General features: G+C 73.1%; 19 protein-coding genes. 7 read left to right on the top strand and 12 right to left on the bottom strand.

Annotated elements, in window-relative coordinates:
• Window positions 1-136: 136 nt before the first annotated feature.
• The 4 genes from FRADC12_RS23090 to FRADC12_RS23075 all read right to left on the bottom strand — a co-directional run bounded on the left by FRADC12_RS23090 (window position 137) and on the right by FRADC12_RS23075 (window position 4,744).
• Window positions 137-472 carry a hypothetical protein gene (locus FRADC12_RS23090; RefSeq protein WP_045878202.1) on the bottom strand — a complete coding sequence of 112 codons (336 nt, stop codon included), beginning with the start codon at window positions 470-472 and terminating at the stop codon, window positions 137-139.
• Window positions 469-1,473 (bottom strand): DNA polymerase III subunit delta, encoded by a 1,005-nt coding sequence (holA, locus tag FRADC12_RS23085; RefSeq protein ID WP_045878201.1) that lies wholly within the window; start codon window positions 1,471-1,473, stop codon window positions 469-471. Before holA ends, FRADC12_RS23090 begins: the two co-directional genes overlap by 4 nt.
• A gap of 62 nt (window positions 1,474-1,535) precedes the next feature.
• Window positions 1,536-3,563, bottom strand: coding sequence for a ComEC/Rec2 family competence protein (locus FRADC12_RS23080; protein WP_052711107.1), 2,028 nt, complete (start codon window positions 3,561-3,563; stop codon window positions 1,536-1,538).
• Window positions 3,560-4,744, bottom strand: coding sequence for a ComEA family DNA-binding protein (locus FRADC12_RS23075; RefSeq protein ID WP_084011407.1), 1,185 nt, complete (start codon window positions 4,742-4,744; stop codon window positions 3,560-3,562). Before FRADC12_RS23075 ends, FRADC12_RS23080 begins: the two co-directional genes overlap by 4 nt.
• A 599-nt stretch (window positions 4,745-5,343) precedes the next feature.
• On the opposite strand from FRADC12_RS23075, the gene FRADC12_RS23070 reads away from it, so the two are divergent.
• From FRADC12_RS23070 to FRADC12_RS23060, 3 genes are all read left to right on the top strand, one after another.
• Entirely contained in the window at window positions 5,344-5,907 is a 564-nt protein-coding gene (locus FRADC12_RS23070; protein ID WP_045878200.1) for a YceI family protein, read from the top strand.
• 205 nt (window positions 5,908-6,112) lie between these two features.
• Entirely contained in the window at window positions 6,113-7,021 is a 909-nt protein-coding gene (locus FRADC12_RS23065) for an AEC family transporter (RefSeq protein ID WP_045878199.1), read from the top strand.
• Between the two features lie 180 nt (window positions 7,022-7,201).
• Window positions 7,202-8,077: a 5'/3'-nucleotidase SurE gene (locus FRADC12_RS23060; protein WP_052711105.1), complete on the top strand. Its 876-nt coding sequence runs from the start codon at window positions 7,202-7,204 to the stop codon at window positions 8,075-8,077.
• A 33-nt stretch (window positions 8,078-8,110) separates the two neighbouring features.
• On the opposite strand, the gene FRADC12_RS23055 is transcribed toward FRADC12_RS23060, so the two are convergent.
• Window positions 8,111-9,007, bottom strand: coding sequence for an SOS response-associated peptidase (locus tag FRADC12_RS23055; RefSeq protein WP_045878198.1), 897 nt, complete (start codon window positions 9,005-9,007; stop codon window positions 8,111-8,113).
• Window positions 9,008-9,085: 78 nt separating this feature from the next.
• Window positions 9,086-9,733 carry a M50 family metallopeptidase gene (locus tag FRADC12_RS23050; protein ID WP_052711104.1) on the bottom strand — a complete coding sequence of 216 codons (648 nt, stop codon included), beginning with the start codon at window positions 9,731-9,733 and terminating at the stop codon, window positions 9,086-9,088.
• Between the two features lie 368 nt (window positions 9,734-10,101).
• Between FRADC12_RS23050 and FRADC12_RS23045 the strand changes: the two genes are divergently transcribed.
• Window positions 10,102-10,938 (top strand): lysophospholipid acyltransferase family protein, encoded by an 837-nt coding sequence (locus FRADC12_RS23045; RefSeq protein ID WP_045878196.1) that lies wholly within the window; start codon window positions 10,102-10,104, stop codon window positions 10,936-10,938.
• A gap of 132 nt (window positions 10,939-11,070) precedes the next feature.
• A complete protein-coding gene (gene add / locus FRADC12_RS23040; RefSeq protein WP_198153014.1) occupies window positions 11,071-12,183 on the top strand; it encodes an adenosine deaminase in 1,113 nt (370 codons plus the stop codon).
• 51 nt (window positions 12,184-12,234) lie between these two features.
• Here add and FRADC12_RS23035 read toward each other — a convergent pair whose 3' ends face one another.
• From FRADC12_RS23035 to FRADC12_RS23010, 6 genes are all read right to left on the bottom strand, one after another.
• Entirely contained in the window at window positions 12,235-12,534 is a 300-nt protein-coding gene (locus tag FRADC12_RS23035) for a hypothetical protein (RefSeq protein ID WP_232303986.1), read from the bottom strand.
• 81 nt (window positions 12,535-12,615) lie between these two features.
• A complete protein-coding gene (locus FRADC12_RS23030) occupies window positions 12,616-14,511 on the bottom strand; it encodes a potassium transporter Kup (protein ID WP_232303985.1) in 1,896 nt (631 codons plus the stop codon).
• Window positions 14,512-14,669: 158 nt separating this feature from the next.
• Window positions 14,670-16,334 carry a SulP family inorganic anion transporter gene (locus FRADC12_RS23025; protein ID WP_045878193.1) on the bottom strand — a complete coding sequence of 555 codons (1,665 nt, stop codon included), beginning with the start codon at window positions 16,332-16,334 and terminating at the stop codon, window positions 14,670-14,672.
• Between the two features lie 88 nt (window positions 16,335-16,422).
• On the bottom strand, window positions 16,423-16,974 hold the full coding sequence (locus FRADC12_RS23020) for a dihydrofolate reductase family protein (RefSeq protein ID WP_045878192.1): 552 nt from the start codon (window positions 16,972-16,974) through the stop codon (window positions 16,423-16,425).
• Window positions 16,975-17,123: 149 nt separating this feature from the next.
• Window positions 17,124-18,326: an RNA polymerase sigma factor gene (locus tag FRADC12_RS23015; RefSeq protein ID WP_045878191.1), complete on the bottom strand. Its 1,203-nt coding sequence runs from the start codon at window positions 18,324-18,326 to the stop codon at window positions 17,124-17,126.
• A 28-nt stretch (window positions 18,327-18,354) separates the two neighbouring features.
• A complete protein-coding gene (locus tag FRADC12_RS23010; RefSeq protein ID WP_045878190.1) occupies window positions 18,355-18,747 on the bottom strand; it encodes a YciI family protein in 393 nt (130 codons plus the stop codon).
• A gap of 249 nt (window positions 18,748-18,996) precedes the next feature.
• On the opposite strand from FRADC12_RS23010, the gene FRADC12_RS33920 reads away from it, so the two are divergent.
• Both FRADC12_RS33920 and FRADC12_RS23005 read left to right on the top strand, forming a co-directional pair.
• A complete protein-coding gene (locus tag FRADC12_RS33920) occupies window positions 18,997-19,119 on the top strand; it encodes a hypothetical protein (protein ID WP_255355222.1) in 123 nt (40 codons plus the stop codon).
• Window positions 19,116-19,451 carry a helix-turn-helix domain-containing protein gene (locus FRADC12_RS23005; RefSeq protein WP_045878189.1) on the top strand — a complete coding sequence of 112 codons (336 nt, stop codon included), beginning with the start codon at window positions 19,116-19,118 and terminating at the stop codon, window positions 19,449-19,451. The genes FRADC12_RS33920 and FRADC12_RS23005 overlap by 4 nt, the downstream gene beginning before the upstream one ends.
• The last annotated feature ends 18 nt before the right edge of the window (window positions 19,452-19,469 follow it).

The following is a 19,469-nucleotide window of genomic DNA, read 5'->3' as shown; positions in this document are numbered from 1 at the left end:
CGGTCGAACCAGACGTCCGGCTGGTCCAGATCCGCACAGACCAGGTTCCGCTCGCGGGCGCCATCAGGCACGGGCACGTCAAGGGAGCCGGGGAGGCGCACCACCGCACGGGCCTCGCCGTGGGCGGGACAGCTCGCTACTCGTACGGCGTGCTGGGGCGGGTGATGCGGTCGAGGGTCTCCAGGTACGCGACGGCCAGGGCGACGCTGGCGGGGAGTGCCAGCAGGACCCAGGCGCTGGTGAGGTCGGACAAGGCGAGGACGACCGTCAGCACCGCCGTGGCGGTGAACAGCAGACCGCGCATCCAGCCCGCGGGCAGGATGCGGAAGCCGAAGCCAGCCCGCTCCTCCTCCAGCTCCAGATCCTCGCCTGGTAGGTCACCGGGCCTGGGGGCATGGCCGGGCCTGGGCGGGCGACCAGGGCTCGGCGCGCCTTCGGGTCTGGGCCCGCCGGCCTCATGGCGGCCAGTCATCGGGCACCGACGCCGGTCGCGGCGCGTCCGGAACGGCCGCGGGACTCGACAACGGTGTGGATCAGGGTCTCCAGGGCGTAGGCGGGATCCGCGGCACCGCCCTTGACGCCGGCGTCGGCGGTCGCCGCGGCGCGCAGCGCGCGAGCGAGGCCGTCGTCGGACCAGGAACGAGCGGAGCGCTGGGCCTTCTCGACCTTCCAGTCCGGCATGCCGAGCGCGCGTGCCAGGTCGAACTTCGAGCCACCCCCAGCGCCCGCGACCCTGGCGAGATCACGCAGCCCACCGGTGATCGCACTGCTGATGAGCACGGCGGCGGTGCCCGACTCCAACGCCTGGCGCAGCAGGGTGAGCGCGGCCGCGAGGTCGCCGCCGATCGCCGCGTCGGCGACGGCGAAGCCACTGGCCTCGGCGCGGCCGCGGTGGAAGCGGTGCACGGCGGCCTCGTCGAGCGGACCGCCGGTGTCGGCGACCAGCTGCTCACAGACGGAGGCGAGCTCGCGCAGGTCGCTGCCGACCGCGTCCAGCAGCGCCGCCACCGCGGAGTCCGCGATCCTCCCCCCCGCCCGGCGCACCTCCGCGACGACGAAGTCGTACCGTTCGCGCGGCCGGGTGATCTTCGCAACGGTGACGGACCGGGCGCCGGCGGCCTTCATCGCATCGACGATCTTGCGATTGCGGACCGCGCCGTTATGGACGACGACGAGCACCACGTCATCCATCGGATGGGCGATGTAGGCGATCAGCGCGTCCCGCAGCTCGTCGGTGAGCTCCTGGGCCGCGCGGATCACGACGGCGCGCAGCCCGCCGAACAGCGATGATGCGCCGAGGTCGACGACGTCGGAGTCCGTGAACTCGCCGGCGGCCCGGTCGACGACCTCCAGCTCCGGATCGACGGCGCGGGCAGCGTCGAGGGCGTCCCGCACGGCGCGGGCGACCAACAGCTCCTCATCCCCCTGGATGACGAGCAACGGCGGGATGGATGGCGGCACGAGACCGAGCATGGCATATCTGCCCGGCCGGCCACGATCACTGCCCGCGCGCGTCGACCGTTCCCGCGCCGCGGTCACGATCTCGCCCCGGCGGGAGGTGGACGTGCGGCCTGGCCGGGAGCGAGTGGCTGACGCGCGTACTCCTGCGTGGCGGCCCAGGTCGCCTGGGCAGCACGCCCACCCACACCCCAGGAGATCTGGATGGTTGGCCGGTCGCCGTTCGGAAGGCCTGGCGCGCCCCGTCCAGACGTGGGCTGGAGGCGCTTTGCCGGATGGTAGAACCCGGCGACCGGCGACGCCGGCGCCGGCGCCTGGGAGGCCAGAGCCCGAGCGGTGAGCAGGCCTGAAAGCAGCGCCACGCAGGCCAGTCGCCCCCACCGCCGGCGCAGCAGGCCGTAGCCGGCCGGCAGCGCGGCGGCGGCCGCGAGCGCGCCGACCGGGCCGCCCGGCCAGCCCATCGTCGCGCCGGGCAGGTGCGCCGCCGTGTGGGCGACCAGGACCAGCCACCGGCACGGCCAGCCGGCCAGCCAGGCGACCCACCGGGCGAGCCGCCCACTGACCGGCCCGGCGGCCAACGCGGCAAGCCCGAGGACCGTAACCGGCGCGACCGCCACCTCGGCGGCCACGTTGGCCGGTATCGCGACCAGGCTCACCCCACCGCCGATCCAGGCAATCACCGGCGTGCAGGCCACCTGCGCGGCGGCGGCGACCGCGACGCCCTCGGCCAGCCGGCCGAGCCGACCAGGCAGCCGCCGGGCCAGCCGGTCCCGCCAGGCCGGCGCGAGAACCACGATCCCGGCCGTGGCCAGCACCGACAGCGCGAACCCGGCGGACAGCGCCAGCTCAGGACGGGCGAGGAGAAGCACCGCGACCGAGCCGGCCAGCGCGGGCAGCACCGAGGAGCCGCGGCCGGTGCCGGTCGCCACCACACCGAGCAGGCCCATCGCGGCCGCCCTCAGCACGCTGGCCGACGGCCGCGCGACGACGACGAACCCGACGATCGTGCCGGCCGCCCACAGCGCTCGCGACCGGACCCCGGTCCTCGTGCGGCGCAGCGCCGCCAGCACCGCCCCAATCGTGATCATGACGTTGCCGCCGCTCACCGCGGTCAGGTGGGTCAGCCCGGCGGCGCGGAAGTCGTCCCGCAGCGCGGGGTCGAGGCCGCTCACATCGCCGTCGACCAGTCCAGGGAACAGACCGCGGGCCGGCTGGGGCAGGCCGCTCGCCGCGGATCGCAGGTCGGCCCGCAGGCGACCGGCCAACCGCTGGTACCAGACCGGCCCCCGGACTTGCCTGGGCCGGCCACGAACCAACAGCACGGCGCCGATCTGGTCGCCCGGCTGTGGCGACCCCAGCCGTCCGGTCACCGCGACGCGGGTGCTGGGCAGTAGCCCGGACCACCGGTCGTCGCCGCCGACGACCGCCAGCACAAGCACCGGCACGTCCAGCCGCGCGGCTACGTCGCCGGTCGGGGCCGCGCCGGCCGAGACCGTCCGCATGCCGGGAAGGCCGACGCTGGCCTGGCCGCTGTCCAGTCCAACTTCGGCAGCAGTCGCTCTCCGCGCCGAGAAGCGGGCCGGGGCCGCGCCCCCGGCTCGGCCGGTAGCGAGGCGGACGATCCTGGCCGGAACCAGGATCGTCCGAGTGCCGCCAGCCGAGCCGGCCGCGCTTCGAGCGCTCGGGCGTGGGTCGTCGGTGACGACGAGCTCGGCGCTGATCGTCGCCGATCGGCTGGCAAGCTCGGCGAGCACGCCCGTCCGGCGGTCCTGGCCGCCCACACCCGCGATGAGGACGCCCGCCGCGACCGCTGCTGTCACGGCGACGGCGATCGACGCACGGCGACGGCGGCCCGGTCGCTCGCGCGGGGCGCGAGAACCGCGGACCCGGCCCCCGACGTCCGCCCCTGCGCCGTTTCGGGCGTGGTCCCGAGCCCAGAGCGCGACGCCCGCCAGCACGGCGAGCCCACCCACACCCGCGACCGCGGCCAGACCGGCGGGCGGTGGCACCCACCGGCCGGCCAGCGCCGCACCCGCCCACAGGGCCGCCGTGGGGGTCGCCAGCCGCAGATCCAGCGACGGCCCGGCCTCTTCACTCGGCCTCACAGCGTGATCAAGGGAAGGAGCTCCTGCAGGCGCCGGTCACCGACCCCGGGTACCTCGCCCAACTGGTCCGGCGAGGTAAACGGGCCGTTGGCGTCCCGCCACTGGACGATCCGCTGGGCGAGGACGGGACCGACGCCGGGCAGCGTGTCCAACTGGTCCACCGTCGCCGAGTTCAGGTGCACCGGGCCAGCCGAGGCGCTCGCACCCGCGCCACCGGCGGCAGCGACGCCTGCTGGTCCGGCCGGCGCGGGTCCTGGCTTGCCGTCCACGAGGATCTGTTCGCCGTCGACGAGTGGACGGGCCAGAGCCAGGTCGGTGGTGTCGGTGCCCGGGAGCACTCCCCCGGCCTTCTCGATCGCGTCGGTGACCCGGGATCCGGCGGGCAGGCTCACCACTCCCGGCTGGCGTACCCGACCCGCCACGTCCACGACAACCTCGGTCGCCGTACTCGGGGCCGAGCTTGGGGTCGGCGGGCTGGTGGTCCACGCGGACGCGGGGCCGACCCAGCTGCCCGTCGTGAAGCCGCCGCTGGGTTCGCCTGACGGATTCGGGGTCGCGACAGCATCGATGCGGGCTGGCCTCGCGTGCCAGGCGAAGCCGGCGGCGACCGCCGCCGCGACGAGGGCGGTCAGGGCGAGCAGCACCGCACCGCGCGTGGCCGGGTCCCAGATCGCGCCGCGCAGGACGGCCGGCAACCGCCCGGCGGGGCCCCGGCGCGGGCCGGACCCGGGCCGCCAGCCGTGGTCTCGGCCGCCCGGACTGTCGTGGTCAGCTGGTGCCGGGGGCTCGTCCGGCCCAGCGCGCTCGTCCGGTGGGTCGTCATAGTCAACGAACAGGTCGTTGTCATCGAACAGGTCACTCAGGCCGTCGGCGTCACTGCCGGCCCGGTTCTCCCGGGGCCACGGAGAGCCGTCGCCCGAGTCGAGATCGCCGCCGGGTCCAGAGCGGAGCCGAGCGGCCGGGCCGCCGTCGGACCTGGCGGGCTCTCCCAAGGGCTGGGCGTCGTCGGCGGAGGGAGCCAGGCGCCGGATGGGCTGCGATCCCGCGACGAGGGCAGCGTGCGCCGCGTCGAACGGATCCAGGCCGAGCGGGCCGGTGTCCGGCGTCTCCGTCGGAGATACGTCGGCCCAGCCGCGCCGGGCGGCGCGCCCGGCGCGGTCAAGGCGGTCGTGACGGGTCATGAGGCGGACCGTAGGGCCGCGCGCGGCGCCGGGGGGCCGCTGACCACGGCCCGTGGACAGCGCCTGGTCCTGCACAGGCCTGCCCATCGATCGGGACCCCCGCGCGGGACCCACCCCCACTGGCGATGACCGTCGAGGCACGGGTTCGCGGCCATTTCAGCCCGTCGCCCGTCCCGCCCGGCCGCAGGCCCACCAGCACTGCCGCAGCGGGCCAGTCCTACCTCATGGTGAGAGAAGGGCTTTGAGCACGACGACCAGGTAGGACGCAACCCAGACAGCTAGGGCCAGCTACAGGACGCGGCCCACCCTCGTCGGGCTGCTGGCCCAGGCCGCGCTACTGGAGCGGACGGGTCCTACCTCGTGGTGGCAAAAGGGACAAGAGAACGACCACCAGGTATGACCCATCCAGGCACAGCAGGCAGCGGGAGTGCGGCCCGGGCCCGGCTGGCGCAGGGGGCATGGCACGCATCACGGGAGATCCGGAATACCGGTCCCGCTCGATATGGTTGTTCAGGCAACGATCGGGCGCGGACTTGCGACCCGGTCCACGCGCCCACCGCCATCGGCGGCGGTGGGCCTCGTCCACCAGGAGGTTCCAGATGTCCGAAGCCACCGCCACGACCGACCTGTCCGCGCTCACCGGTACCTGGACGATCGACGCGGCCCACTCCCGCCTCGGCTTCTCGGCCAAGCACGCGATGGTAACCACGGTCCGCGGCTCCTTCAAGGACTTCGAGGGCACCCTCGTCCTCGACGGTTCCGACCCGTCCCAGTCGAGCGCGACCGTGACCATCCAGACCGCCAGCTTCGACAGCGGCGTCGCCGACCGCGACGGCCACGTCCGCGGCTCGGACTTCCTCGACGTCGAGAAGTTCCCCACGCTGACCTTCAGCAGCACGAAGGTCGTCCAGGACGGCGACGAGTACGTCGTGACCGGCGACCTCACCATCAAGGACGTCACCCGCGCCGTGGACCTGAAGCTGGAGTTCGAGGGCAGCCAGAAGGACCCGTGGGGCAACGACCGGTCCGGCTTCAGCGGCGAGACCACCATCAGCCGCAAGGACTTCGGCCTGACCTGGAACGTCGCGCTCGACAAGGGCGGCGTCCTGGTCAGCGACAAGATCAAGATCCAGCTCGACGTCTCCGCCATCAAGACCGCCTGACAGCGAAGGCCACCAACCCAGCAGGACCACCAACCCAGCAGGACCGCGAGCTCTCAGCCGCGCCGGGGACACCTCGGCGCGGCTGAGACGTCTCTGGCACGCGCCGATCACCGATCGCCGCGGGCGAGCCGCGCAGATGGGTGAGTCCACCCACATTGCCCCTCTTGCCCGGTCAGCCCCGATTTCGGCTGGGAGATTCGGGCGGGTGTCGGCCCTCGTCGTGCTGCTGGTAGGCCTCGCCGCCGGCGCCGCCTTCCGACGAGGCGGAAAGATCGGGACGGAGGCCCAGCACGCCGTCGGCTTCTGGGTGCTCAACGTCGCGCTGCCGGCGCTCGCGCTGCGGGTGATGCATGAGGCCAGTTTCCCGGGCTCGATCCTCGCCGTCGTCGCCGTCCCGTACCTGCTGTTCGCCGTCACCTGCGTGCTCTGTCTCGCGCTCGCCCGGCCGCTGAAGCTGTCGCGGGAGGCCCTCGCCGCGCTGGTCGCGACGACCGCCTGCGCCAACACGTCCTTCGTCGGCATCCCGATGGTCACCGCGTTCTTCGGCGCGGACCAGGTGCCGATCGCCGTCCTGGTCGACCAGCTCGGGTCGTTCGTACTGCTCAGCACGGTGGTCGCCACGCTGGTCGCGACCACCGCCGAGGACAGCGGCCGGGCCACGCCGCGGGAGATCGGCCGGCGGATCGTCACCGCTCCGCCGCTGCTCGCGCTGCTGACCGGCCTCGCGCTGCGGCCGGTCGGCTACCCAGGCTGGCTGACCGAGGTGCTGACCCAGCTCGGCAACACGCTCAGCCCCCTGGCACTGTTCGCGATCGGCCTCCAGCTGGAGGTAGCAGCGGTAGGGCGGTGGCGACGCGAGCTCACCGTCGGGCTCGCGGTGAAGCTGCTCGTCGCGCCGGCTCTGGTCATCGGGGGCTACGCCCTGTTCGGGTCACTGGACGACCGCGCGATCCAGGTGGCCCTCTTCGAGGCGACGATGCCGCCGATGGTCGCGGGCGCGCTGATGGCCTCCCGCCGCGACCTGGCGACGCCGCTGCCCAGCATGCTGGTCGGCCTCGGCGTCCCGCTGTCGCTCGTCACCTGCGCTGCCTGGTCATTCGTCCTGCACCGCTGAACGCCCCGCCCGCGGCCTAATAGCTGGCGAGCAAGAGGTGAACCCTTCGCGGGGGGCTACCCGCCGGTGCCAGGGCCGGGTAAAAAGGGCGACCACTCCGCGCGCGGCACCCGCCGGCCGGATGCGACCGATGGTCCGGCCGGCCTCGCTGCCGGACGCCCAGCTTCAGGAGGTTCGACGATGGGTGCAGTGCGGCAGCCCGCGTGGGCAGCGCGGACGAGGCTGGCCGTCATGGCGGTCGGCGCGACGGCCGCGCTCGTCACCGGGGTGACGGCCTGCGGCGGCTCGTCCGACGGCGGCCCGGCGACCGCGCCGACGACGACGGCGGCGGCGGGCACCTCGGCGGCACCCCGGCCGCTCACGATCCTGGTCAGCAATGACGACGGTGTCGGAGCCGCCGGCATCGACGCCGTCGTGACCGCCCTGCGGGCCCTTCCCGCGGTGACCGTCGACGTCGTCGCCCCCGACACGAACCAGAGCGGGACAGGCGGCAAGACCTCCCCGGCGACGCCGGCGCACCACGACGCGACCACGGCCAGCGGCGTCGCCGCGACCTCCGTCGACGGCTTCCCAGCCGACGCCGTCAACGCGGCTCTGGGCGTCCTAGGGCTCAAGCCGAACCTCGTCGTCACGGGCATCAACCAGGGCCAGAACCTCGGGCCGTTCGTCGACCTGTCCGGTACGGTCGGCGCCGCCCGGGCCGCGGCCGCCCATGGGATTCCCGCGCTCGCGGCGAGCATGGGCCTCGGGCCGACCTTCGACTACTCGCAGGGCGCCGGGCTCGTCACCGCCTGGGTGACGGCGCACCGCGCGACGTTCACGGGAACCGGCGGCGCCCCGCTGAGCACCGTCACCAACCTGAACATCCCGAACTGCGGCGCGGCCAAGATCCGCGGGGAGCGCGAGCTGCCCACCGAGCCGACCGTGACCGACATGGGCACCGCGATCACCAACGGCCAGGACTGCTCCTCGACCGCGACCCCGGCCGACGAGGTCGGCGCCTTCAACGCCGGCTTCGCGACCCTCACCACCATCCCCGCCAGGCCGGCCAAGTAGCGGCGGCCCCGAGGCCGGGCCGGCGCGGCCCGGTCAGCGGGCGTCGTCGAACAGCGTCAGGTCCAGAGGCCCGGCGGCGCCCGCCCAGGCCTGGCCGGCCGCTGCCGACGGGTCGTCGGCGGCGGCCGGTTCGCCGGCGACCGGGGCTGACCCGGCCGGAGCCGCGGCGCGCGGGCCGGGGGCGCCCGCCGGCAGCTCGAAGCGCTCGACGAGCGTCGGACCCTGGTTGCGGACGTCGCCGACCTCGGGCCCGACCGGATAGAGCTCGAGGACGCCGGCCGGGGCCGGGGCGAGCAGCGGCGCCAGGGCATCGGTGTCCGCGTAGTCCGGGTCGAGCCAGCGGTCCCAGACCGACGCCGGGAGGACGACCGGCGACCGGTCGTGCAGGAGCTCCAGGCCCACCGCCGGACCGGTCGTAATGATCGTGTAGGTGACGAGGGGCTGTTCCCCGCCGCGCCAGACCTCGTAGAGGCCGGCGAAGGCAAGCAGCGGGCCGGCGGGGCCGACCCCGGGATGATCGCCACGGTGGATGAAGTACGGCTGGCCCGGCTTCTTGCCGCCGGGCCGGTGCCACTCGTAGAAACCGGTGACCGGAACGAGGCAGCGCCGGGCCGCGAACGCCTTGCGGAACATGGGCTTCTCGGCCAGCGTCTCCGACCTGGCATTGATCATGCGTGACCCGATCGAGACGTCCTTCGCCCAGGACGGCACCAGCCCCCAGCGGGCCAGCCGCAGCACCCGGCCGCCGGCTTCGGGCGCGCCGGCCGGCGCGGCCGTGTCGCCCGCCGGGCGCCGCGCCGTCACGATCGGCTGCGTCGTCGTCGGGGCGACGTTGTAGCGCTCGCGCACCTCACCGCCGGTGTCGTCCTGGGCGGACATCGCGGTCGCGAGATCGTCCGCGTTCAGCGTCTGGGTGTACCGGCCACACATGCGTTCAGAGTAGAGCGGCCCTACGACGTTCCGAGTCCGTGATCGCCGCGAGGCACACCGAGCGAGCCGAGCCGCCGGCTACCAGACGCCGGTGAGCAGGGCGGTGCCGCCTGCCAGGCAGGCAAGCGCCACAGTGCCGAAGATGGTGACCCACAGGCCACCGGGCAGGCCGGTGAGCCGGGCGAGCTGGTCGGGGTCGGAAAGGCCGTCGCGGCGGCGCCGGCGGGTCCTGGACACCTCGTAGACCGGCCGCACCCCGCCGATGAGCAGGAACCAGGTGACGTAGGCGGCGAACCCGGCCCGCAGCGTCGCCGGGGCCAGGATCGACACCGCGAGAACGACGACCATGCTGACGACGACCGACAGCAGGCCGAACCCGTTGCGGATGACGACCAGCACGCCGACGAGCAGCACCACGAACAGCTGGAGCAGCAGGGCGGTCCGCCCGGTCGAGAGCAGCCCAGCGGCGGCGAGGCCGAGCACTGCCGGGGCCGGGTAGCCGGCGGCGACGGTGAACACCACGCCGGGACCGGTCGGGCGCCCGGAGGAGACCGTGACCCCGGAGGTGTCGTGGTGCAGGCGGATCCCGGCCAGCCGGCGGCCGGCGCACAGGGCGACGACGGCATGCCCCGCCTCGTGCACGATGGTCACGACGTGCCGAGCCTGCGGCCAGGCCCGGTCGCTGACCACCGTGCCCAGCGCGAGCAGGCCGGCGACGACGAGCACCCAGCGTGTCGGCGCGGGCTGGACGACCAGCGCCCGGTGCAGCAGGTCGGACAGGGGGACCCCCTAGGTCATGGGCTGGCTGTCGGGAGACGCGAGCCGTTGGCGGGCCCGCCTCAATGGCCGCGGTGACGAACAGGACGCCGTCAACCGGGCAAGCAGTCAAGATCGCACGATTGTCCATCAGGCGTCCGTTTACCGCACCCTTCATACCGGTTGTCAACGGAACAGCGGCGGCCACCGCTCCCCAGGGGCCCCCGAGCGGCCGCCGTGGGCCGAACGTGTCCGGCCGTGGCGGTAATGTTGGCCCGCCGGCGAGCCACCCAGCCGCCGGCCGCTGGACGCTCGGGGCAGGACGGGAGGACGAAGAGGTGGCGGAGTACGTCTACCGGCCGGTGATCAGCGTCGCGCTGGGCCTGTTCCGCGGGCTGGACCTGAAGATCGACGTTCGGGGGCAGGAGAACGTCCCCGCGACCGGCGGCGCCGTGGTGCTGATCAACCACGTCTCCTACCTCGACTTCGCGCTGGCCGGGGTGCCGTTCTGGCAGGCGCAGAGGCGCTACGTCCGCTTCATGGCGAAGAAGTCGACCTTCGAGAGCAAGCTCACCGGTCCGCTGATGCGCGGCATGCACCACATCTCGGTCGACCGGTCCGCCGGCGCAGGCTCGCTGCGGACCGCCGTCGAGGCGCTACGGTCGGGCGAGCTGGTCGGGGTCTTCCCCGAGGCGACGATCCACCCGCACTACTGCCTGGCCCCGTTCAAGTCCGGCGCCGCGCGGATGGCCGCCGCGGCGGGCGTCCCGGTCATCCCGATGGTCCTCTGGGGCAGCCAGCGGGTGCTCACCAAGGGCCAGCCCCGCAACCTGCGCAAGGCCCGCCACACGCCGATCCTGATGTCGCTCGGCGCCCCCGTCCCGCCCGAGGAACTGGCGGACACGGCCGCCGGCACCGCGCTGCTGTACGACGTCATGGGCAAGCTGCTCGACGACGCGCAGCACCGTTACCCGGCGCCCGCCCCCGGCGAGCCGGACTGGTGGCAGCCCGCGCACCTGGGCGGCTCCGCTCCGCCGCGCCCCGACGAACCGGCCGACCCGCCCCCGGCGGACAGCGCCGCCCGCGTCGAGGAGCCCCCCGCGCAGCGTTCCGACGACGTCGCGCCGGCCGGCAGTCCGGCGCTGGTCAAGGAGGCCGAGCCGCCGGCGGTCTGACCGGTTGTTGTCAGCCTCTTTGACGACGCACCGGCCGGACGCGGATCGTCCGACATGCCGGGCCGTGCCCGGCCTGCCGATGGCAGACAACGAGCGGCCGCGCGCCGCCCGGCAGTGGAGGTACCTGGCCCGATGACCGAGACGGAGACCGGCCCGGCGACGGCGGCGATCGGGGCGCTGGCCGAGGCCACGGTCGGCATCGTCGGTGACGAGGCGTTCGTCGACGCGCTGCCGAAGGTCGAGCTGCACGTCCATCTCGAAGGCTCCATGCTGCCCGGCACCGTGCTCGCGCTCGCGCGGCGTCACCAGGTCGAGGACATCCCGACCACCGAGACGGCCCTGGCGGACTGGTACGCGTTCAAGGACTTCGACCACTTCCTGCGGGTGTACCGGACGGCGGTGCAGGTGCTGCGGGACGAGGACGACTTCGCGCTGCTGGCCCGCGAGACGGCGCTGGGCCTGGCCGCGCAGAACGTCCGGTACGCGGAGATGTACTTCACCCCGTTCATCCACACTCGGCGCGGCATCCCGATCGAGGAGGTCTTCGCCGGCATCAACCGCGGCCGGCTGGAGGCCCAGGCGGCGACCGGGGTCGAGATCCGCTGGATCAGCGACATTCCCGGTGGGCTGCCCGACGTCGACATCGTGGCGGTCGCCGACCTGACCGTGCAGTACGCGGTCGAGAACGGCGGTGACAGCGTGATCGGCCTCGGCGTCGGAGGCGCCGAGGCCGGGGTGCCGCGCCCGCAGTTCGCCCGGGCGTTCGGGGCCGCCCGTGACGCCGGGCTGCGCAGCCTCCCACACGCCGGCGAGACCACCGGCCCGCGGACGATCTGGGACAGCATTGAGGAGCTGGGCGCCGACCGGATCGGTCACGGCATCCGCTGCCTGGACGACCGGGCGCTCGTCGCGCGGCTGCGCGCCGACCGCATCCCGCTGGACGTCTCGCCGACGTCGAACCTGCGGACCGGCGTCGTCGCCGACTACCCGAGCCACCCGCTGCCGACACTGATCGCCGAGGGCCTCGCGGTGACCATCAACAGCGACGACCCGCCGATGTTCGGCACCACGCTGCGGGACGAGTACCTGCACGCCCTGCGCGACCTGGGCCTGAGCCGGGCCGCCGTGGCCGGGCTCGCCGCCGCGGGCGTCCGGCATTCCTTCCTGCCCGAGGACCGCAAGCAGGCCCTGCTCGCCGAGCAGTCCGCCGCCGTCACCGCGCTGGCCGGCGGCTGCGCCGCCTGACCGATGGCCGCCGGGGAGCGGGCGGACGGCGACTGGCGGGCCAGTTCGCGGTCAGCGGCCGGTGGCACCGCGGATCATGCGGCGGCGAAAGAGCCGGCTGACCCCCAGGTGTGCTGCGAAGAGCGCACCGGCCAGCCAGTAGTTGCCCAGGCCGAACGCGCGCCGGCCCGGTAGGGGCAGCAGCGTGTACGTGATCAGCACCAGGGCGGTGGCGTAGAAGAGGCCGATCGAGATCCTGATGGCCGGGCCGTGGCGCCCCAGCACCGCCCGGCGCCGGGACGCCGAACACCAGGCGATGGTCGACGCCGAGCTGGCCCGGCTCAGCACGCCTGCCGACGCCAGCCCCGACACCGTCGTGACGGACGCCCCCGACAGCGCGGAGGCGCCCGTCTGACCGTGACCGCTTCGCCTGGTAACACCGCTGGCTGACGACTACACCTCGATGTGCGAACCCATGATGACGGTGTGGTCGCGCGGGAGGCCGAAGTGCTGGGCGGCGTCGGCGGTGAGGTGGGAGGTGGCGATGAACAGCCGCTTGCGCCAGCGCGCCATGGTCGGCGCCTCGCCGCTCGTCAGCTGGATCTTGGAAAGGAAGAAGGACGCCTGCGCCAGGTCCAGCTGTCCCTCGGTGACCTCCGGGTCGAGGGCACGCAGGATGCCGATGACATCGGGTGTCTCCATGTAGCCGAACCAGGCGGTCACATGGGTGATGCCGTCGTCGGTGTAGCCGAGGTCGTCCACGGCCGTTCGCCGGCCCGCCGGTACGCGCGGAACCGGCAGCGTCTCGATGGACAGGATCACGACGAGGTCGTGCCGCACGTGGTTGTGCTCGACGTTGGCCCGCAACGCGAGCGGCGCGGTCTGTTTGCCCCGGTTGAGGAAGACCGCCGTCCCCGGCACCCGCGTCGTGGGCAGGGCACCGGTGCGCAGCTGGTCGACGAACTCGCGCAGAGATCCCTCGTGCCGTTGGCGTTGCGCGGTGACGATCTGGCGGCCTCGCTGCCACGTCGTCATGACCGTGAACGCGGTCAGGGCGATGAGCAGCGGTAGCCACGCGCCGTGGACGATCTTGGTCAGGTTCGCCGCGACGAACAGCAGGTCGACGAGCAGCAGCCCGCTCGCGCCCAGGCCGAGCACCCAGCGCGGGACCTGCCATTTCCAGCGGGCGACGTAGAAGAACATCAGGGTGGTGATAGTGATCGTGCCGGTGACCGCCATCCCGAAGGCGAACGCCAGAGCCGCCGAGCTGCGGAACGCGAAGACCAGCGTGAGAACCGAGACCATCAGCACCCAGTTGATCCAGGGAACGTAGATCTGCCCGAAGGTCGACTCCGACGTGTGGACGATCCGCAGCCGGGGCAGGTAGCCGAGCTCCGCGGCCTGGGACGCGACCGAATAGGCCCCGGTGATCACTGCCTGCGACGCGATGACGGTCGCCGCTGTGGCCAGCAGGACCAGTGGCAGCCGGGCCCAGCCGGGGGCGAGCAGGAAGAACGGCCCGCTGCGGTTGTCGGCGTCGTCGAGAATCAGCGCGCCCTGGCCGAGATAGCTGAGCACGCAGGCCGGAAAGACCAGCAGCAGCCAGGCCCGGCTGATCGCCGGCCGGCCGAAGTGACCCATGTCGGCGTACAGCGCCTCGGCCCCGGTGACCGCGAGCACGACCGCCGCCAGGGCGAAGAACGCGGTGCCGAAATGGTTGACCAGAAACCCGAGCGCGTAGGTCGGCGACAACGCCTTGAGAATGGCCGGGTGACCGGCGATGCCGGCCACTCCCAGCGCCCCGACGGTGACGAACCAGACGATCATGACAGGGCCGAACATCCGGCCGACCGCGGCCGCGCCGAAACGCTGGACGAGGAAGAGCACCACGATGATCATCGCGGTGATCGGCACCACCAGCTCCTCCAACGACGGCTCCACGATCTTGATGCCCTCGACGGCCGACAGCACCGAGATCGCCGGGGTGATCATGCTGTCGCCGAAGAACAGCGCCGCGCCGAAGATGCCCAGCCCGGCCAGCAGCGCGGCGGTCCGGCCGCCCCGCCCCTTCCCCATCCGCCGCAGCAAGGTGATCAGGGCCATGATGCCGCCCTCGCCGTCGTTGTCGGCCCGCATCGCCAGCAGCACATAGGTGACCGTGACGATGATCATTACCGACCAGAACACCAGGGAGACGACGCCGAACACATTGCCCTGGCTGACGGGGACGGGATGCGGGTCGTGCGGGTTGAAGACGGTCTGCAGCGTGTAGATCGGGCTCGTCCCGATGTCCCCGAACACCACACCGAGCGCACCGACCACCACGGCGAGCCGCACCGCGTCGCGCACCCCCGGACCGTCAGTCTCCGACGGCGGTGTCGATCCAGGCTCCGGCGCCGGACTAGTCGCCACGCAAACCCCCACATCCGGTCACACCAAGCGCCCTTGCGCATCCTCTCAGCCCGATCAGCTTGTCGCACCCCGGGGATCGCCAGACTTCGTTGAGGTCACGGCGGTCCGGCCAGCGCGGCGACGGCCTGCTCCACGGTCGAGTAGAGGTGCCGCGGCCCGATGGCGTGGACGAGCCCGGCGTGCTGGAGGTCGTGGTGAACGAGATGGGAGGACCGGGCTATCCCCATCGTCACGCCGTGCTGCCGTAGCTCGGTCGCCAGTTCGCCGAGGGTCCGCGCCCCGGTGTAGTCGATGTCGGAAATACCGTTGGCGTCGAGAACAAAAGCACGCACGGGCGGGCTCGTCGCTGCCAGTACCGCCCGGATGCGTATCACGACGAACTCGGCGTTGCCGTACCACAACGGGGCGTAGAGCAGATACACGAGCACGCCGGGTACCTGTTCGACTGGCAGGCCGACATCGGCGGGAATCCAGTGGTCCGTGCCGGGCTCGCGGCCAAGCACCGCGTCACGAGGACGGGCGGCCCGCCAGGTCCGATCGGCCAGGGACAGGAACATCGCCACGACGACGCCCTGCTCGATCCCGACCAGCAACACCGCGAGCACCGTGACAAGGGCGAGGACGAACTCGAAGCCGTCGAACCGCAGGATCGATCGAAGCTCACCCACCCGCAACAGCCGGGAGGCGATGAAAACCAGAATCGCGCCCAGCGCGGCCTGCGGCAGATACCGGAGAGTTCCGGTGGCCGCGGCCAGGAAAGCCAATACGAGGCCGGCGGCGACGACCGACGCCACCTGTGACCGGCCACCCGACGCGACGACCACCTCGGTGCGCGGCGGGCTCGCGTTGACCGCGAACGATCCGCTCAGGCCGGCCGCTACGCTTCCGGCGCCCACTGCCACCAGATCCCGGTTGAAGTCGTCGGCGGCCCGCGGGCCCGGGCCCGACCCGCGAACCGTCGCCGCGGTCTGGACCACGCAGATGAACGCGACGGTCAACGCGGGCCCGACCAGGTGGCGCACATCGGCCCACGACGCCGACGCGAGGCCGAACGCCGGCAGGCCGGCGTGAATCGTGCCGACGACCGCCACCCCGTGCGACGCGAGACCGAACACCGAGAAGACCAGAATCGAGCAGGCCAGGCCGATCAGCGCACCGGGTATACGGCGGTCGACGCGCTCGGCGACCACAATGATCGCGAGCACGCCGAGGGCGATTCCCGCTGCCCACCCGTTCACCTGACCGCTCTGGGCGGCGATGGCCCGCAGGCGGCCGACCGTCGTCGTCCCACCCCCGGGCACGCCGAGAACCGCGGAAAGCTGATGGACCAGGATCTGCGCCGCGATCCCCGCCAGCACCCCCGTGACCACCGGTGTGGACAGGAACTGGGAGATCCACCCCAACCGCAGCAGGCCCACGGCGACGACCAGCCCACCGACCATCAGGGCGAGGATGGCCAACAGGTGGGCGTACCGAAGGGTGCCGACAGCGGCGACGGCCCCGATGCCGGTGGCCATGACGGGAGCGATCGTGGAGTCGGCTCCGATCGACAGCTGGGGTTCGCGGCCGAGCACGGCGAACACCAGCGAGCCGGCGACGAACGCGTAGAGCCCCACCACCGCTGGCGCGCCGGCCAGGCCCGCGGTCGCCATCTGCTCCGGCACGGCGATCGCGACGAGGGTCAGCCCAGCCACGACGTCGCGGCGCAGCCACGCCAGCCGGTAACCGCGCATCGTCGCGACGATCAACCGGCCGGCCATCCCCCATCTCTACACCCCCCGGCCGGTCCACCGATCGGGTGCCGTTCACACGGTCACACCTCGACACCCGACGGCGTGGACGGGCGCTCTACCGGGCCTTCCCCTCCCGGTCGCGGCGCAGGACCGTGAGCGCGGTCAGCGCGTCCGCGTCGGCCGGTTCGGCGACCGTGAAGCGGTAGCCGGCGGTGTTGCCGGTGGCGAGCAGCCGGTCGCCTGTCCCCATGACGGTTGGGAAGGTGATCAGCCGGTACTCGTCGACCAGGTCGGCCGCTGCCAGCGCGTGGACCAGGCTCAGGCTGCCGACCACGACGACGTCGCGTCGCGCCCGCTCGGCGGCGACCCAGGCCAGCGGGTCACCGTCGATGCCCGCCGAGTTCGACCAGGCACTCGCGTCGATGCCGGCCCGGGTGGCGACGCGCTTCGGCACGGCGTTCATCCGCTGGGCGAAGTCCCCGTCGCGGGCCGGCCAGAGCCGGGCGAAATGCTCCCAGGTCCGTCGGCCGTAGAGCTGCACACCCTGATCCATCCGCGCGCCGAGACGGAACTTGTCGCCGTCGACCGGCCCCGCGCCGTGCCGGAACGCCCAGCCGCCGTGGCCCGTCTCCCAACGCCCGTCGGGGTCGGAGACCACACCGTCCAGGGTGACGTTCGCCGACCCGGCGGCCTTCGACCTGCTCGGACTCCCGGGCGTCCCGCCAGACCAGGCACTCGATCACCCGCACGGCGCTGGTGAGGTCTCGGTCTCGAACCGGGAACGGACGCGCCGCTGAGGGCCGAGCCCGCTGCCGGTCAGGTCCAGCGGGCGCGGGTGGCCTGACGCACGAGATGGTCGCGCTCGGCGACGTCCGTGGCCCGGCGGGCCGCCTGCGCGTACGCCGCGCCGGCGGCCGGTAGATCACCGTCGAGCTCGTGGAGGTAGCCGCGGACCGCGTGCCAGCGGTGGCGGTCGCCGAGCACCTCGCGCAGCCGGTCGGTCTCGCGCAGCCCGGCGGCGGCACCGAGGACGTGGCCGACCGCGACAGCGCGGCCCAGCACCGCGGCCGGGTCCTGGCGTACCGGGTCGTCGGTGAGGCCGACCAGGTCGTCGTACCAGGCAAGGATCTGGGGCCAGTCGGTCTCCGGCGCGCTGGCCGCGTCGTCGTGCAGGGCGGCGATGGCGGCCTCGATCTGGTAGCGGCCGGGGCGTCGCACCGCCAGCGCCGACTGCAGGACGCGCACTCCTTCGGCGATCTCGCGCGTGTCCCAGCGGCCCCTGTCCTGCCGGTCCAGGGTGACGATGCGGCCCTGCCCGTCGAGCCGCGCCGGCAGCCGCGCGTGGTTGAGCAGCATCAACGCGAGCAGCCCCCGTGCCTCCGGCTCCTCGGTCGCGAGGGTGAGCTGGCGGGCGAGCCGGATCGCCTCGGCCGCCAGGTCGACCCGGCCCGCGTGCCCGGTCGTGTAGACGAGATACAGGACGCGCAGCACGACCGCGAGGTCGCCGGGCTCGTCCAGGCGCCGCCCGCGCAGGGCGCGCTTGGCCCGGCTGATCCGCTGCGCCATCGTCGCCTCCGGGATGTAGAAGGCGTCGGCGATCTCCCGGGTGCTCAGGCCGCCGACCGCGCGCAGGGTGAGCGCCACCTGGGCGGCCGGCGCCAGATCGGGATGGCAGCAGCAGAAAAACAGGAAGAGAGTGTCGTCTCCGGTCTCGCCGGTGGTCGGCGCCGGCTCCGGCTCCGGCTCCGGCTGTTCGTGCAGCGTGTCCTCGCGGGCGCGCCGGGCGGCTTCGCTACGACGGGCGTCGATCAGTCGCCGGGTCGCGACCGTGGCCAGCCACGCACCCGGATCGCGCGGCGGATGGCCGGGCCAGACACGCAGCGCCTCCAGGAGCGCCTCCTGCAGCGCGTCCTCGGCGGCGTCGAAGTCCTCGCCGCGGCGGACCAGCCCCGCGAGCACCCGGGGGACGAGGGCACGGAGCGCGCCCTCGTCCACCCGGCCGGTGGGCTGGCTGGTCACGCCGGTCGGCCGCAGGTGGCCGACCGGGTCATGACATGACCTCCCGGACGTCGATCCACTCGTAGAGCGGCTCGCCGCCGGGCCCGGGCTCGGAGGAGATGTAGGCCGCGACCTCCAGCGCGCGGTCACGGGACTCCACGTCGATCATGTACCAGCCGGCGACCAGGTCGCTGGTCTCGGGGTGCGGGCCGTCGGTGGTCACCGGCGCCGCCTCCGGGCCGCCGTAACGCACCCAGGTGCGGGTGGGCGTCAGCGCCCGCGCGTCGACGTACTCACCGCGGTCCTCCAGGACCTTCGCGACGTTGTGCAGGAAGGCCATGTGCGCCTCCACGTCCTCCGGCGCCCACTGGTCCATCGGGGCGAAGGGATGGTGCGGCTCAGGGCCACCGCGGTAGTGCTTGAGCAGCAGGTACTTCGGCATGATGATCTCCCGCCGTCGCGGCCGCGCCTCTCACGGCCCTCACCCAGTGAGCGAAGCCGATCCAAGCTTCTCGACATGCAACCACTCATCCAGTCCCAGAACCTTGCCTCAGGGGCCGACCCATCTCTGCCGTGGCGGGGTCCGGACTTCCCTCATGCCGGGCCCCACATCGCTCTGCGATGATGCTTTAGACATTGTCGGAGCGAGATCAGAATCGTCTTCGCGTTCGACCCTTGACGATCGGCGATTTTGCTGATCGGTGGGGACAAGTCGGGCGAATGGTCCGGCTGGTATCAGCGAGCGATTCCGCGCGCGGAGCAGCTGTTCGCCGAGTACGTGAAGGAGCGGGAAGCCGAGGAGGGGCAGAAATGACGGAGTTCCCCGCGTGGAGTGACGTACGCGCCGGCATCGTCAGCGACGCCGGCGGCGAGGAGGCCGTGGCCGAGGCGCGGAAGCGCAACCAGGCCTACATCGACGGCTACCGCCTCGCCGAACGCCGTAAGAGCCTCGGCCTCACGCAGGCGGAAGTTGCTGGCCTCATGCGAATCGCCAAGAGCCGCGTCTCCCAGGTCGAACGCGGCGAGGTCTCCACCGTCGACGCCATCGCCCGCTACGTGCATGCCCTCGGCGGCCAGCCCCAGATCACCGCGGTGTTCGGAGACGACCTCTACATCCTTCGCGGCACCGATACCCGGGCGGCGTGACGGCTCCCCTTGCGAAGG

Source organism: Pseudofrankia sp. DC12 (assembly GCF_000966285.1).
GTDB lineage: Bacteria > Actinomycetota > Actinomycetes > Frankiales > Frankiaceae > Pseudofrankia.
The sequence above is the reverse complement of the archived record's forward strand: the minus strand, read 5'-3'. Positions and strand labels throughout refer to the sequence as shown.